Genomic DNA, 16,206 nt, shown 5'->3' with positions numbered 1-16,206 from the left:
ACCGCGTCCGAGCCGACCGACCAGGCGTGAAGGGGGCCGACATGGCTGACGAAGAGAAGCTCCGGTACTACCTGAAGCGGGTCTCCGCCGAGCTGGAGGCCACGCAGGAACGACTGCGCGAGGTCGAGGCCCGGCAGGACGACCCGATCGTGATCGTGGGCATGGCGTGCCGGTATCCCGGTGGCGTGCGCACGCCCGAGGACCTGTGGCGGCTGGTGTCCGACGGCATCGACGCCATGGGCCCCTTCCCCGATGACCGGGGCTGGGAGGTGGGCGAGACCTTCGACACGGATGCGTACGCCGCCGAGGGCGGATTCCTCTATGACGCCGCGGAGTTCGACGCCGGCTTCTTCGGCATCTCGCCGCGCGAGGCGGTCGCCATGGACCCGCAGCAGCGGCTGCTGCTGGAGACCTCCTGGGAGGCGATCGAGCGCGCGGGAATCGACCCCCTGCGCCTCAAGGGCACCGACACCGGGGTGTTCCTGAGCACCAGCTACCAGGAGTACCTGGCGCGCGTGCAGCAGACCGGTGCCGATGTCGACGGGTTCATGCTGTCCGGCAGCAGTGTGAGCGTCGCCTCCGGCCGGGTCTCCTATGTCCTCGGTCTGTCCGGTCCGGCGTTGACGCTGGACACGGCGTGCTCCTCGTCGCTGGTCGCCCTGCATCTCGCCGCCGACTCGCTACGGCGCGGTGAAAGCACCCTCGCCCTGGCCGGGGCCGCCACCGTGATGTCCACCGACATCATGTTCACCGAGTTCAGTCGTCAGGGTGGGCTGGCCTCGGACGGGCGCTGCAAGGCCTTCGGCGCGGAAGCGGACGGCACCGGCTGGTCCGAAGGCGTCGGCGTCCTCGTACTGGAGCGCCTGTCCGACGCGATACGCAACGGCCACCGCGCCCTGGCCGTGATCCGCGGCAGCGCGATCAACCAAGACGGAGCCAGCAACGGACTCACCGCCCCCAACGGCCCGGCCCAGGAAAAAGTGATCCACCAAGCCCTCACCAACGCAGGCCTCCAGCCGCAAGACATCGACGCGGTAGAAGCACACGGCACCGGCACCCGACTCGGCGACCCCATCGAAGCACACGCACTCCTGGCCACCTACGGCAAGAACCGCACACCCCACCGACCCCTCTGGCTCGGCTCACTCAAATCCAACCTCGGACACACCCAGACAGCAGCAGGCGTCGCCGGCGTCATCAAAACCGTCATGGCCCTGCACCACGAAACACTCCCCCCAACCCTCCACGCCCACCAACCCACCCCACTGGTCGACTGGACCACAGGAGCGGTGGAACTCCTCCGCCAAGCCCAACCATGGCCCAAGACACCGCACCGGCCACGACGAGCCGGCATCTCCTCCTTCGGCATCAGCGGCACCAACGCCCACGTCATCCTCGAAGAACCCGCCCAACCGAACCCCCTGCCGGCCGACGAACCACTACCCACCGGCCACCCCGTGCCCTGGATCCTGTCCGCCCGCACCGAACCCGCACTACGCGCACAAGCACACCGACTCCACCAACACCTCACCACCCGCGGTCAGATGGACATTCCGGCCATCGGACGTGCGCTGGCCACCACACGGTCCACCTTCGAACACCGGGCAGTCCTCCTCACCGAGACCACTCAGACCGCTGAGACCACCGACACCCTCCTCACCGCCCTCCACACCCTCGCCCACCCTTCCGCCGACGACGCGAGCCCTCCCGCCGAGAGCTCCGAGACGACCGCGGACACCGGGGTGGCCCTGGTGCGCGGTGTGGCCACGGTCAAGGGCAGGACGGCCTTCCTCTTCACCGGGCAGGGCAGCCAGCGGGCCGGCATGGGCCGTGGGCTGCACGCCGCCTTCCCCGTCTTCGCCGGCGCCCTGGAGGAGCTGGCCGCACACTTCGACCGGTACCTCGACGAGCCGCTGCTGCGGGTGATGTTCGCGCCCGAAGGCGATGCGCACGCCGCCTTGCTGCACCGTACGGACTACGCCCAACCCGCCCTCTTCTGCTACCAGGTGGCGCTGTTCCGGCTGCTGGACAGCTGGGGGGTGCGGCCGGACGTGCTCGCCGGCCACTCGCTCGGCGAGGTGTCCGCGGCCTGCGTGGCCGGGGTTCTCGCGGTGCCGCAGGCCGTGGCCCTGGTCGCCGCCCGCGGCCGGCTGATGCAGGCCCTGCCCACGGGCGGTGCGATGGTCGCCGTCCAGGCCACCGAGGAGGAGGCGCGCGCCACCCTGGAGGGCCATGAGGGCGCGGTGGACCTCGCAGCGCTGAACGGTCCGGCGTCGGTCGTGCTCTCCGGGGACGCGGACACCGTGGCCGCGCTCGCCGCCGGCTGGGCCGCTCGCGGCCGCAGGACCCGCCGGCTCAGGGTGAGCCACGCCTTCCACTCCCCGCATATGGACGCCATGACCGAGGAGTTCGGCCAGGTCGCCGCCGGGCTGTCGTACGCCGCTCCGCGGATCCCGATCGTCTCCGATGTCACGGGGGAGCTGCTCGGGGCGGGCGAGGCCCGGGACCCCGCGTACTGGGTGGGCCATATCCGCCGCACGGTGCGCTTCCACGACCAGATGCGCCGGCTGGAGCGGTACGGCGCCGACGCCTATGTGGAGCTCGGTCCGGACGCGGTGCTCGCCCCGGCCGGCGAGGGCTGCCTGACGGCGGAGCCCGGCCGGAGCGCCCCCGTGCTGGTGTCGGTGTCGGACGGCGACCGGGACGAGGTGACGGCGCTGCTGACCGCCCTCGCCACGGTGCACACGCGTGGCGTCCACGTCGACTGGCGGGCGTGGTTCGGCGCCGGGCCGTGCGAGGCCGACCTGCCCACGTACGCGTTCCAGAAGCGGCGCCACTGGCCCACCGGCCCCGTCGGCCGGCCCGGCCGCCCCGGCGTCTCCGCATCCGCCGTCCGGCGCCCGCCCGCCGCTTCGGGGACGGAGGCCGGCGAGGCACCCGACCGCGGTGAGCAGGCCCCCGAGGCCGGTCCGGGCAGCGGCGGGGACCGCGCGGCCGGGTGGCGGGGGCTGTCCGCCGGGGAGCGGTACGAGGCACTGCTGCGGGCGGTGCGCTCCGAGGCGGCCCTTGTCCTGGGGCACGACGGGCCGGAGGCGGTGGAGCCCCAACGCGGCTTCCTGGACCACGGTTTCGACTCGGTCATGGCGGTGCGGCTGCGCAACCGCCTGGCGGCCGCGACCGGGGAGGAGTTGCCGGCCACCCTGCTGTTCGACCACCCCACGCCCGCCGCCGTCGCCGCGTGTCTGTCGGCGGCGCTCACCGCCGCCGGACCGGAGACCGGGCTGCCCCTGTCGGAGCAGCTCGACCGTCTGGAGGCCGCGCTGGCCGGGCTGCCCGCCGGCGACCGGGACCGCGCCCGGGCGACCGAGCGGCTGCGGGCCCTGCTCGCGGTCCACGCGCCCGACCGCCGCGCCGCGGAGGCGGACGGTGCGGACCAGGTGGCTCTGGACGCGGCCACCGACGACGAGATGTTCGCGCTGATCGAGAAGGAACTCCACCGTGGCTGAGGACAACGAGAGCAAGCTCCGCGAGTATCTGCGCCTGGTCACGGCCGACCTCCGGCGGACCCGCCGGCAGTTGGAGGACGCCGAGGAGGCCGCCCATGAGCCGGTGGCCGTCGTCGGCATGGCGTGCCGGTTCCCGGGCGGCGCCGAGGACGTCACCTCGCCCGAGGAGCTGTGGGAGTTGGTGGCCGAGGGCCGGGACGCCGTCACCGGGTTCCCGGAGAACCGGGGCTGGGACGTCGACGCGGTCTACGACCCCGAGCCGGGGGCCCCGGGCCGGACGTACTCGCGCCACGGCGGCTTCCTCAAGGACCCGGCCGGCTTCGACGCCGCGTTCTTCGGCATCACCCCGCGCGAGGCGCTGGCCATGGACCCGCAGCAGCGCCTGGTCCTGGAAACGTCCTGGGAGGCCTTCGAGTACGCGGGCCTGGACGCGACCACGCTGCGCGGCGAGGACGTCGGGGTGTTCGTCGGCTCCAACAGCAACGACTACCTGATCAACGTCCTGGACGCGCGGGAGGCGGCCGAGGGCTTCATCGGCACCGGCAACTCCGCCAGCATCCTCTCCGGCCGGGTGGCCTACACCTTCGGCTTTGAAGGGCCGGCCGTGTCCGTGGACACCGCCTGCTCCTCCTCGCTGGTCGCCCTCCATCTGGCCGTGCAGTCCCTGCGGCAGGGCGAGTGCACCCTGGCGCTGGCGGGCGGCGCGACGGTGATGGCCACGCCGACCGCGTTCATCGAGTTCAGCCGCCAGCGGGGGCTCGCCCCGGACGGCCGCTGCAAGTCCTTCTCCGCCACCGCCGACGGCACGACCTGGTCCGAGGGCGCCGCGGTGCTGCTGCTGGCCCGGCTCTCCGACGCCCGGCGCCTGGGGTATCCGGTGCACGCCGTCGTCCGCGGCAGCGCGGTCAACCAGGACGGCGCGAGCGCGGGGCTCACCGCACCCAACGGGCCCGCGCAGCAGCGGGTGATCCGCCGGGCGCTGGCGAACGCGCGCCTCACCGCCGACCGGGTCGACGCCGTGGAGGCCCATGGCACCGGCACCCCGCTGGGCGACCCGATCGAGGCCCAGGCCCTGCTGGCCACCTACGGCAAGGCCCGCGCCGACGGCCGGCCCCTGTGGCTGGGGTCGCTGAAGTCGAACCTGGGGCACACCCAGTCCGCGGCGGGTGCGGGCGGCGTCATCAAGATGGTGATGGCCATGCGGCACGGCGTGCTGCCCCGCACGCTGCACCTGACCGAGCCCACCCCGCGGGTCGACTGGTCCGCGGGTGACGTGCGGTTGCTGACCGAGGAGCGGCCGTGGCCGCGTACCGGCGAGCCGCGGCGCGCGGCGGTGTCGTCCTTCGGCGTCAGCGGCACCAACGCCCATGTCCTGCTGGAGAGCGCCCCTGTCCTGCTGGAGAGCCCCCCGCCCTCCGACACCCCGGCTAAGGCGGCCGCGAACCGGGCCCCGGCATCGGCCGCCGGACCGCTGCCGTGGGTGGTGAGCGGCCGCGGCGAAGCGGCGCTGCGCGCCCAGGCGGAGCGGCTGGCCGCCCATCTGGCCGGGCGTCCGCGGGAGTCCCCGGCCGCCGTCGCCGCGTCCCTGGCCACCACGCGCGCGGCGTTCGAGCACCGGGCCGTCGTCGTCGGCCGGGAGCGGGGGGAGCTGCTGGCCGGGCTGGCCGCCGTGGCGGGAGGCGCCCGCGCGGCGGGGGTGATCACCGGGCGCACCCTGCCCGCGGGCGGCCGGACGGCGTTCCTCTTCCCCGGCCAGGGCAGCCAGCACCCCGGGATGGGACGTGAACTGGCCGCCTGTCAACCGGTGTTCGCCGAGGCCTTGGACGAGGTGTGCGGCGAGCTGGACCGGCACCTCGACCGGCCGCTGCGCGAGGTGCTGTTCGCCGCCGACGGCACGCCCGAGGCCGAGCTGCTCGGAACCACGGCCTACACCCAGCCCGCCCTGTTCGCCGTCGAGGTGGCGCTGCTGCGCCTGCTGGAGGACTGGGGGCTGCGCCCGGACGTGGTGGCGGGCCACTCGATCGGCGAGCTGACCGCGGCCTACGCGGCCGGGGTGTGGTCGCTGCCCGACGCCTGCGCCTTGGTGGCGGCGCGCGGCCGGCTGATCCAGCGGCTCCCGGCGGGCGGGGCGATGTTCGCCGTCCAGGCCACCGAGGAGGAGGTGCGCGCCCGGCTCGCCGACGGTCCCGCGGCGCTGGACGTCGCCGCGGTCAACGGGCCGGACGCCGTGGTGGTCTCCGGGGACGAGGAGGCCGCCGCGGAGCTGGCGCGCGACTTCGCCGGACGCGGCCGCCGGGCCCGTCGGCTGCGGGTCAGCCACGCGTTCCACTCGGCCCGGATGGACGCGATGACCGCGGAGTTCGCGGACATCGCCGGTGGGCTGTCGTACCGGGCGCCCGGCCTGCCGGTGGTCTCCGCGCTGACCGGGAGGCTCGTCACCGACGAGCTCCGCCACCCGGAGCACTGGGTGCGCCACGTCCGTGACACGGTGCGGTTCTCCGACGCCGTCCGCGCGCTGCGCGATTGCGGGGCCACCCTGTTCCTGGAGGCCGGCCCCGGGGGTGTCCTGACGGCCGCCGGACGGCAGTGCCTGCCCGAGGCCGCCCCGGAGTCCTTCGTCCCGGTGCTGCCCGGGCGTGCGCCCGAGCCGGACGCCGTCCTCACGGCCGTGGCCCAGGCCCATGTGCTCGGCGCCGCACCGGCGTGGGACCGGCTGCTGCCGGACGCGCCCGAGCGGGTGGCCCTGCCCACGTACGCCTTCCAGCGCCGCCCCTACTGGCTGGCCGGGATGGCCGGCGCCGGCGCCGCCCCCGGCCCGCGGGTGTCCGGCCCGGTCGACGGGGCCGCGCCCGTGGCGGGCGGCGCCGCCGCACCGTGGCCGGGGCGGCTCGCCGGCGCGGACGGCGAGGAGCGCGACCGTCTGCTGCTGGACCTGGTGCGCGAGCAGGCCGCCGCGGTGGTCGGCGGCGCGGACCGGACGGAGATCGAACCCGGCCGCGGCTTCCTGGAGATGGGCTTCGACTCGCTGATGGCGACCGAACTGCGCGCGGCCCTGGCCGCCGAGTGCGGTCTCACCCTCCCCGCCGGGGTCGTCTTCGACCACCCCACACCCACCGCGCTGGCCGCGTTCCTCGGGCAGCGGCTCTCCGGCGCCGACGAGGCCGCCCCGGCGCCCGCCGAGGCGTCGCCGTACTCGCTCGAAGCGCTGTACCGCAACGCCGGCGCCCTGGACCGCCCCGATGCCGCCCTGGAACTCACCAAGGCCGCCTCCCGTCTGCGGACCAGCTTCCACACCCTGGCCGAGGCGGGCCATGGCGCCGTCACCGTCGAGCTGGCCCCGGCCACCGAGCGGCCCGGGCTGATCTGCTGCCCGGCCCCGGTGCCGCTGTACGGGGCGCAGCAGTACGCCCGGCTCGCCTCGGCCTTCCGGGGCACGCGCGGTGTCTCCGCCCTGCTCGCCCCCGGCTTCTCGGCGGGCGAACTGCTGCCGGCCGACTTCGGCCTGATGCTCGACTTCCTCGCCGACGGGGTCCGGCGCCGGGCGGACGGCGCGCCGTTCGTGCTGCTGGGCCACTCCTCGGGCGGCTGGTTCGCCTACAGCCTGGCGGCCCGCCTGGCGCGCACCGGCCCGCCCCCGGCGGCGGTGGTGCTCCTCGACACCTATCTGCCGGCGGATCCGGCGCTCCTCCGCATGCAGCGCGAACTGGCGCAGGGCGTGCTGGACGGCGAGGCGTACTTCGGCCCGATGACGGACGTACGGCTGTCCGCGATGGGGCGGTACTTCGAGTTCTTCACCGACTGGGTGCCCGAGGAGCCCGGTGTGCCGACCCTCCAGTTGAGGGCGTCCGAGCCGCTCGGGCAGGTCGCCGAGGGCCAGGACTGGCACCCCGACTGGAAGTTCGACAGCACCGTCGCGGACACCGAAGGCGACCACCTGACCATGATGGACGAGCACGCACCGAGGACCGCGCAGGCCGTGAACGCCTGGCTGGCGGGGTTCGCGGGCGGAAGGGGCTGACCGGCGATGACCACGCACACCCAGGGACACCCGGACAGCGGGCCCGCCGCCTCCCGGTGGATCCGGCGGTTCCACCCCGCCCCGCAGGCGCCGGTGCGGCTGCTCTGCCTGCCGCACGCCGGCGGTTCCGCCAGCGCCTACCACGCGCTGTCCCAGGCCCTGGCGCCGCGGGTGGAGGTGCTGGCCGTGCAGTACCCCGGGCGCCAGGACCGGCGCAGGGAGCCGCTGCTGGACTCGATCGGCGCGCTGCGCGAGGGGCTCGCCCGGGAGCTCGCGCCGTGGCGCGACCGGCCCCTCGCCGTGTTCGGCCACAGCATGGGGGCCGTGCTCGGCTACGAGGTGGCGCGCGGCCTGTGCGGCGACTCCGGCGCACCGCCCGTCCACCTCTTCGTCTCCGGACGCGGCGGCCCGGAGCTGGAAGTGGAGTGGGCGCTCGACCGGCTGGAGGACCGCGCGATGGTCACGGCCCTCGGCGAACTCGGCGGCACGGACCCGCGGCTCCTCGACGACGAGGAGGTGCTGCGCCTGGTCGCGCCCGCCATCCGCAGCGACTACCGGGCCGTGCGGATGTACCGCCATGTGCCGGGGCCTCCGCTGTCGTGCCCGATCACCGCCCTGGTGGGCGACCGGGACGCCATGGCACCGGTCGGCTCGGTCGAACTCTGGGGCGCCCGCACCTCCGCGGATTTCCGGCTGGAGGTATTTCCCGGCGGTCATTTCTATCTGACCGAAAACCTCCGAAAAGTAGAGCGACTTGTGTACGATAGGCTCACCGAAGCGCACTCCGTGCGGATGACCGGTTGACGGATCCGAGGATATTCTCCGTCCCGGTCGACCACTTTTCTCCTTTCCCATGCGATGGCCGTTCCTTTGCGATGGCCGTTGCTCTTCGATGGCCATACGGCCCGTTTCCGGCGATGCCCGGTTCCGGCACGAGATGGAATCCAGACAGGGGTCTGCGTGCGACACGACATTTTCGAACTGGGTGACATACCCCCGCTCGGCACCGTGCCCGAGCGCATGTACGCCTCGGTGATCCGCCGGGAGCGTTACGGACCGCCGCACCAGGCGTTCCGCACCGAGGTGGTGGACGTGCCCGAGGTCGGGCGCGGCCAGGTGCTGGTCTACGTCATGGCCGCCGGCATCAACTACAACAACGTGTGGGCCTCGCTCGGGCGGCCGCTGGACGTGATCGAGACGCGCCTGCGGCGCGGGGAGCGCGAGGACTTCCACATCGGGGGCTCCGAGGGCTCCGGGGTGGTCTGGGCGGTGGGCGAGGGCGTCGACCAGCTCGCCGTGGGCGACCCGGTGATCCTCTCCGGCGCCCAGTGGACGGAGACGGCCGCCGACATCCGCCTCGGCGCCGACCCGATGACCTCCGACTCGCAGTCCGTCTGGGGGTACGAGCGCAACTACGGCTCCTTCGCCCAGTTCGCCCTGGTGGACGAGTACCAGTGCCATCCCAAGCCGGCCGGGCTGACCTGGGAGGAGGCGGCCTGCTTCCTGCTCACCGGCGCCACCGCCTACCGCCAGCTGTGCGGTTGGGCGCCGCACGACGTACAGCCGGGCGACCCGGTCCTCATCTGGGGCGGGGCCGGCGGCCTCGGCTCGATGGCCATCCAGATCACCCGGGAGCGCGGCGGCATCCCGATCGCCGTGGTCTCCGACGACGAGCGCGCCCGCCACTGCCGGCGGCTCGGCGCCCACGGCACCATCAACCGCCTCGACTTCGACCACTGGGGCCGGCTGCCCGACATCGGCGACCAGGAGGCGATGGCCCGGTGGACCGCCGGGGTCAGGGCGTTCGGCCGCCGCTTCTGGGAGGTGCTCGGCGAGCGCAGGGCGCCGCGCCTCGTCCTGGAGCACAGCGGCCAGGCCACCATCCCGACGTCCATGTACCTCTGCGACACCGCCGGCATGGTCGTCATCTGCGGCGGCACCACCGGCTACAACGCCGATGTCGACCTGCGCTACCTGTGGATGCGCCAGAAGCGGCTCCAGGGCTCGCACTACGCCAACCTGCGCCAGTGCCGCGACATCATCCACCTCGTCGCCGGCGGCCGCATCGACCCGTGCCTCTCCTGGACCGGCGGGTTCGAGGACATCGGCAAGGCCCACCAGCTGATGAACGACAACCAGCACCCGCAGGGCAATCAGGCCGTCCTGGTCAACGCGCCGACGGCCGGCCTGAGCGCTCTCTGAGCCGGCGGCCACCGGAGCCCGTCGATTCCGTTTCCGCGGGAATTTCGACGGGAATCCCGACGGGAATCCCGAAAGGCCCTCGATAAACCGGAAGCAGACCGCCGGACATTCCGCGTAGGGAATACGGCGACCACACCGAAGGAGACCCCCATGGACCAGCTCGACATCCTCTGGAGCGAGCGCGAGATCCGAGCCGTGCTGCAGCGCTACTGCCGCGGTCTGGACCGCCTCGACGAGGAACTGGTCACGTCCGCCTACCACGAGGACGCCCACGACGACCGCGGTGTCATCCGGGGCAACGCGCACGACTTCGTCAAGCAGATCGTCCCGCTGCTCCGCGACACCTACAGCGGCACCCTGCACACCCTGCACGGCAGCACCGTCGAGATCGACGGGGACGCCGCGGGTGTGGAGAGCTACTGCATCGCCTACCACTACCGCGAGAACGACGGCACCAAGCGGGTCGAGCAGTTCGCCGGCCGGTACATCGACCGGTTCGAGCGGCGTGACGGGGTATGGAAGATCGCCCGCCGGCTCGTCCTGAACGACTGGAGCCTCGCCCACGAGATGCCGCTCGACCCGGCCGAGGCGCAGGCCGGCTTCAACGCCGGCCGGCGTGACGGTGGCGACGCCAGCTACCAGGTGCTGCCGCTGCGCGGCCCCGAGGCCCCCACCCTCTGACCCGGCCCGCCCCGGCCGCCGAGCCGCCGGCTCCCCACCCCGACCCAGGAGGCACCACCGTGTCCGACACCGAGCAGCGCCCGCCGACGCTGCCCCGAGAGCGCCGTTGCCCCTTCTCCCCGCCGCCCGAGCTGGAAGAGCGGCGGCAGGCCGACCCCGTCAGCCGGATGCGTTTCGCCGACGACTCCGAAGGGTGGCTCCTCACCCGCCACGCCGACGTCCGCGCCGCGCTGGCCACCCCCCATGTCAGCTCGCACCCGGCCAAGGCCCCCCAGCCCTGGCGGAACCTCGCCCCGGAGATGAAGGCCGAGGTGTACCTGCCCGGCTTCCTGATCTTCATGGACCCGCCGGACCACACCCGCTACCGCCGCCTGCTGACCAAGTGGTTCACCATGCGGGCCATCCGCAGGATGCAGCCGCGGGTCGACCGGATCGTGGCGGACGCGCTGGACGCCATGGAGGCCCAGGGCGGCCCCGTGGACCTCGTCCAGTCCTTCGCGCTGCCCATCCCGCTGTACGTCATCTGCGAACTGATGGGCGTGCGGTACGAGGACCGGGCCGACTTCATGGACATGGTGCTGCGGCTCCAGGCCCTGGACGCCTCCCCGGAGGAACTGGGCGCCACCGGTGCGCGGATGAACGAGTTCATGATGAACCTGGCCGCCGACAAGCGGAAGAACCCGGGCGAGGACCTGCTCAGCCATCTCGCCCACGACCCCGACGCCAACCCCGCGCTGACCGACCTGGAGATCGCCGGGATCGGCGTACTGATGCTGATCGCGGGGCACGAGACCTCCGCCAACATGCTGGGCGTCGGCACCTACACGCTGCTGCGGAACCCGGACCAGTGGGCCCTGCTGCGGGACGACATCGGCCTTATCGACCAGGCGGTCGAGGAGCTGCTGCGCCACCAGACCATCGTGCAGCAGGGCCTGCCGCGCGGTGTCACCGAGGACATGGAGATCGGCGGCCACCCGGTGAAGGCGGGCGAGGCGGTCCTGGCGTCGCTGCCGGCCGCCAACCGCGACCCGGAGGTCTTCCCCGACCCCGACCGGCTCGACATCACCCGCGAGCACAACCCGCACCTCGCCTTCGGCCACGGCATCCACCTGTGCCTCGGCATGGAGCTGGCGCGGGTGGAGATGCGTTCGGCCTGGCGCGGCCTCGTCACGCGCTTCCCGACCCTGCGTATGGCGGCCCCGCCGGAGGACATCCGGTGGCGGGACGACCAGATCGTGTACGGGGTCTACAACCTGCCGGTCACCTGGGACGACGCCCGGTGACCGGTACCGAGCCCGGCGGGCGCGGCTGCCCCTTCGCGGCCGGTGAGGCACCCGCGTACCCCTTCCACGCCCCGGACCGGCTGGAGCCGGACCCGTACTGGGAGCCGCTGCGCCGCGAACAGCCGCTCCAGCGCGTCACCCTGCCCTACGGGGGCGAGGCCTGGCTGGCCACCCGCTACCAGGACGTACGGAAGGTCTTCACCGACCGCAGGTTCTCCCGGGCGCTCGCCGTCGCGCCCGGCGCGCCCCGGTTCCTGCCGCACCAGCCGCCGCCCGACGCGGTGCTGAGCGTCGAGGGCCCGGACCACGCCCGGCTGCGCCGGCTCGTGGGCAAGGTCTTCACGCCGCGCCGGGTGGAGGAGATGCGGCCCCTGATCCAGCGCACCGCCGACGGGCTGCTCGACGCCATGGAGGAGATCGGCCCGCCCGCGGACCTGGTCGAGGACTTCTCCCTGCCGTTCGCCGTCGCCATGATCTGCGAACTGCTCGGTGTGCCCCCCGAGGACCGCGAGCGGTTCTGCACCTGGTCCGACGCCCTGCTGACGACCACCGCGCACACCCCCGCCCAGGTGCGCGACCACATGATGCGGATGCACGACTACCTCGGCGGGCTGGTCGCCCAGCGGCGGGTGCGCCCCACCGGCGACCTGATCGGCGCCCTGGTCACCGCGCGCGACGAGGAGGACCGGCTGACCGAGGGCGAGCTGGTGCGGCTCGCCGAGGCCATCCTGATCGCCGGCTACGAGACCTCGGCGAGCCAGATCCCGAACTTCGTCTACACCCTCTTCCGCCGCCCCGAGCTGCTGGAGCGGCTGAGGGCGGACCACGACCTGATCCCCGACGCCGTCGAGGAGCTGCTGCGCTTCGTGCCCATCGGGACCGTCGACGGCTTCCCCCGTACCGCCGCCGAGGACGTCGAACTCGGGGACGTGCTCGTCAGGGCGGGTGAGACCGTGGTGCCGTCGATGGGCGCGGGGAACCGCGACCCCGAGGTGTTCGGCCGCCCCGACGAACTGGACCTGGCACGGCGGCCCAATCCGCACCTGGGCTTCGGCGCCGGGCCGCACCACTGCCTCGGCTCCCAACTCGCCCGCGCGGAACTGCAGATCGCACTGACGACACTGCTGCGCCGCTACCCGGGCCTGCGGCCGGCCGTGTCCGAGGAGAAGCTCTCGTGGAAGGCGGGGCTCATGGTCCGCGGCCTGCACACCATGCCGGTCGCCTGGTGAGGACGCCCCCGGCCGCCGGCGGCCCCACCACCACCCGTCACCAGCGAACGAAGGGGCGCGATCGCCCATGAGCACCATCGACGACCGCGACGGCCGCGAACACGACCCCGAGGACCTGGACATGGACCCCGCGGCGCTCGACCGGCTGACCGAGGTGGTGCGGTCCAGGGGCGGCGCGGCGCAGGTGTGCGTCCTGCGGCGGGGTGTGCCCGTCCTCGACCGGTCCTTCGGCTGCGCGCCCGACTCGCTGTTCCTCCTGTACGCGGCGACGAAGCCGTTCGCCGCGCTCACCGTGCACCTGCTCGCCGAGCGGGGCCTGATCGGGCTGGACGAACCGGTGGCCGCGTACTGGCCGGAGTTCGCCCGGCACGGCAAGGGCGATGTGACCGTCCGCCATGTGCTCCAACACCGGGCCGGCGTCCCGGCCGGCCGGGGCATGGTGCGGACCATGCGGACCGCCACCGACTGGCAGCGCTCGGTGCGCGACCTGGAGGAGGCCCGGCCGCGCTGGGCGGGCGGCGAGGTCGCCGCCTACCACTTCATGAGCTACGGCTTCATCCTCGGTGAGATCGTGCAACGCGTCACGGGGCGGACGTTCCGGGATGTCCTGACGTCCGAACTGTTCGCACCCCTGGGGCTGGACGATTTGCATCCAGGACTGCCCGATGAGGCCTGGGGCCGCCATGTACCCGCCCGCGCCGACCACCCGTCGGAGTGGCCGAACCAGTGGATGAGCAACCGCCGCGGCTACCGCCAGGCCGTGATTCCCTCGGCCGGAGTCTCGGGCACCGCGGCACAACTGGCGCGCTTTTACCAGATGCTTTTGGAAGGCGGCACACTGGACGGAACGCGGATACTGCTCCCCGAAAGCATTGCGGAAGCCAGGAAGCCGTCCAATGACGGAGAAACCGACGCGTCGCTGAAACGCCCGGTGCGATGGGCCCATGGATTCATGCTGGGCGGGCCGGGCGCCGATCCGCGGCACCTTTCCGGAGTGATGGGTTCCCGGAGCGACCGCGGCACCTTCGGTCATGCGGGCACGACGTCCAGCGTCGTCTGGGCCGATCCGACCCGTGAGCTGGTCTTCGCATATCTGTCCAATATTCAACCGCAGTTCGGGGCGGGTATCGGGCGGCTGCGCGAGGTGAGCGACCTGGTGCTGGACGCCTGCGTGACACGCTGAGCCGCTCGACCGCCCGGGCTTCCCCCTTTCTTCCCGCCGCAAACATCACCGGCGGCGGATCGCGCGATATGGCGTGAATCATGGCCGCGGTCCGCCGATCCCGATCGCCGCGCCGAGTGATGCATCGCACACGACATGGCGCGATTTCGGTGGCAGTATGATCACCGCTGGTGTTCGAACGGGTACGTTCAAGCACCACGCGTGTCGTGTCGTATTACGGAGAACTCAAGGGGGATGAGTGCTCACGTCGTCCGAGCCGATGACCGGGTTGAGTCCGGGTTGCGCTCCGCACATCGGAATACTGGGCCCTTTGGAGATTCACCCCGCCGGCTGTTTCGACCGCGGGGTGTCGGTAGGCGGAATTCGCATCCGCGCATTACTGGGTGCCATGACCGCGCGGCTGGGGAAGGTCATGACGACCGAGCACATCCTCAAGGAGGTATGGGCCGAGAGTCAGCCCTCCACGGAGCGCAAGGCGGTGGCCGTGGCCGTCCTGCGTCTGAGGCGTGTGCTCGGTGACGCCGAGGGGAAGTGGCTGCTGACCCGGCCCTCCGGGTACGTCCTGGACATCCCCGCGGACCACCTCGACTCCGTACGGGCGGAGCGCCTGGTGCGGGAGGGCAAGGACGCGCTGGCCGCCGGCCGGCCCGGCCTCGCGTCGCGGTGCCTGACCCGGGCGCTGGCGCACTGGCGCGGTGACCCGTACGCCGACGCCGGCACCTCCTCGGCGGTGGTGCAGCATGTCACCGAACTGGAGAGCCTGAGGTCGGAGGCCGTCCAGGCGCGTATCGACGCCGATCTGGCCCTCGGCCAGCACCGCGAACTGCTCGGCGAACTGCAGTCGCTGACGGCGGCGAACCCGTTGCACGAGCCGCACTGGCTGCAGTTGATGCTCGCCCTCTACCGCTCGGGCAAACAGGCCGAAGCGCTGGCCGCCTATATGAGGCTGCGTCAGGTCCTGTCGGAGAACATGGGGGTCGATCCGGGACAGCCCCTCCAGGAGCTGTACCTGAGGATCCTTCGGGTCGATGCCGCACTGCTGAGCGGCCCGGCCCCGACCCTGTCGCGGTAGCGGCCGGGCTCGCCGCGGGGCGCCGGGGACCACCCGGCGTCCCGCCGCCCGCTTTGGGCGACACAGATCACTCTCCGGGCGGTGGGGCAGGCGGGGCGGTCTTCGGTAACGTCGAGCCCTGATGGGTAAGTTACCGCTTAGTATTTTCGGCATCCCCGCCCTTGCCGGTTCGAGGAGTCCTCAGATGCAACTCACCGCGATCATCGTGTCGCTGGTCCTGACCCTGGTGGGTGTCGCGCTGCTCGCCCGCGCCATCGGCCAGTTCGTCCGCTACTTCAGGCTGGGCCAGCCGGTCCCGGCCGGCAGCCGCACCGACAACCCCTACCAGCGCAGTGTGACCCTGGTACGGGAGTTCGTCGGCCACACGCGGATGAACCGGTGGGGGATCATCGGCATCGCGCACTGGTTCGTGGCGGTCGGCTTCCTCACCCTCGGGCTGACGATCGTCACCGCGTACGGCCAGCTCTTCAAGCCGGACTGGGTCCTCCCGGTGCTCGGCGGCTGGCTGCCGTACGAGCTCTACACCGAGTTCATCGGCACCGGTACGACGCTCGGCATCCTGACCCTCATCGCCATCCGCCTGCTGAACCTGCCCTCGCGCGCGGGTCGCAAGTCGCGCTTCGCCGGCTCGAAGATGGGCCAGGCCTACTTCGTCGAGACCGTGATCGTCATCATCGGCCTGGCCATCATGGCGCTGCGCGGCCTGGAAGGCGCGCTGCACCACGTGGACCACTACGAGGCCGCGTACTTCGCCTCGTACCCGCTGGTCCTCGCGTTCAAGGGGCTGAGCGTTCCCACGCTGGAGAACCTGGTCTACCTCTTCGCCATGATCAAGCTGGGCACGACCATGATCTGGGCGTGCACCATCAGCCTGAACACCAACATGGGTGTTGCCTGGCACCGTTTCCTCGGTTTCCCGAACATCTGGTTCAAGCGGAACGCCGACGGCGCGGTGGCCCTGGGCGCGTTGCAGCCGATGACCAGCCGGGGCAAGGAGATCGACTTCGAGACGGTCTTCGACGAGGAGGAGGG

Annotated in this window: 9 protein-coding genes and 1 pseudogene; all 10 read left to right on the top strand. The window is 72.6% G+C overall.

The features are described 5' to 3' along the window. Window positions 1-41 precede the first annotated feature (41 nt). On the top strand, window positions 42-3,506 hold the full coding sequence (locus tag ABZ945_RS21995; protein WP_361272052.1) for a beta-ketoacyl synthase N-terminal-like domain-containing protein: 3,465 nt from the start codon (window positions 42-44) through the stop codon (window positions 3,504-3,506). After that, window positions 3,499-7,524, top strand: coding sequence for a beta-ketoacyl synthase N-terminal-like domain-containing protein (locus ABZ945_RS21990; protein ID WP_361272049.1), 4,026 nt, complete (start codon window positions 3,499-3,501; stop codon window positions 7,522-7,524). Before ABZ945_RS21995 ends, ABZ945_RS21990 begins: the two co-directional genes overlap by 8 nt. 6 nt (window positions 7,525-7,530) lie before the next feature. Further along, window positions 7,531-8,328, top strand: coding sequence for an alpha/beta fold hydrolase (locus ABZ945_RS21985; RefSeq protein ID WP_361272047.1), 798 nt, complete (start codon window positions 7,531-7,533; stop codon window positions 8,326-8,328). A 156-nt stretch (window positions 8,329-8,484) separates the two neighbouring features. Further along, window positions 8,485-9,726 carry a crotonyl-CoA carboxylase/reductase gene (ccrA, locus tag ABZ945_RS21980; RefSeq protein WP_361272044.1) on the top strand — a complete coding sequence of 414 codons (1,242 nt, stop codon included), beginning with the start codon at window positions 8,485-8,487 and terminating at the stop codon, window positions 9,724-9,726. A gap of 150 nt (window positions 9,727-9,876) precedes the next feature. Next, the gene (locus ABZ945_RS21975; RefSeq protein WP_361272042.1) at window positions 9,877-10,407 is read left to right on the top strand and encodes a nuclear transport factor 2 family protein; all 531 of its coding nucleotides are present in this window, start codon (window positions 9,877-9,879) and stop codon (window positions 10,405-10,407) included. A gap of 59 nt (window positions 10,408-10,466) precedes the next feature. Further along, entirely contained in the window at window positions 10,467-11,690 is a 1,224-nt protein-coding gene (locus ABZ945_RS21970; protein WP_361272039.1) for a cytochrome P450, read from the top strand. Then, window positions 11,687-12,919: a cytochrome P450 gene (locus ABZ945_RS21965; RefSeq protein WP_361272037.1), complete on the top strand. Its 1,233-nt coding sequence runs from the start codon at window positions 11,687-11,689 to the stop codon at window positions 12,917-12,919. Before ABZ945_RS21970 ends, ABZ945_RS21965 begins: the two co-directional genes overlap by 4 nt. Window positions 12,920-12,986: 67 nt before the next feature. Next, window positions 12,987-14,102, top strand: coding sequence for a serine hydrolase domain-containing protein (locus tag ABZ945_RS21960; RefSeq protein WP_361272034.1), 1,116 nt, complete (start codon window positions 12,987-12,989; stop codon window positions 14,100-14,102). Window positions 14,103-14,361: 259 nt separating this feature from the next. Continuing rightward, window positions 14,362-15,174 carry an AfsR/SARP family transcriptional regulator gene (locus ABZ945_RS21955; protein WP_361272189.1) on the top strand — a complete coding sequence of 271 codons (813 nt, stop codon included), beginning with the start codon at window positions 14,362-14,364 and terminating at the stop codon, window positions 15,172-15,174. Window positions 15,175-15,358: 184 nt separating this feature from the next. Next, window positions 15,359-16,206: pseudogene (locus tag ABZ945_RS21950) on the top strand (Fe-S oxidoreductase); the annotation flags it as partial.

Origin of the sequence: Streptomyces sp. NPDC046887 (assembly GCF_040644755.1) — a bacterium.
Taxonomy (GTDB): domain Bacteria; phylum Actinomycetota; class Actinomycetes; order Streptomycetales; family Streptomycetaceae; genus Streptomyces; species Streptomyces lichenis.
Note: the sequence above shows the minus strand (reverse complement) of the source record. Positions and strands in the feature narration are given on the sequence as shown.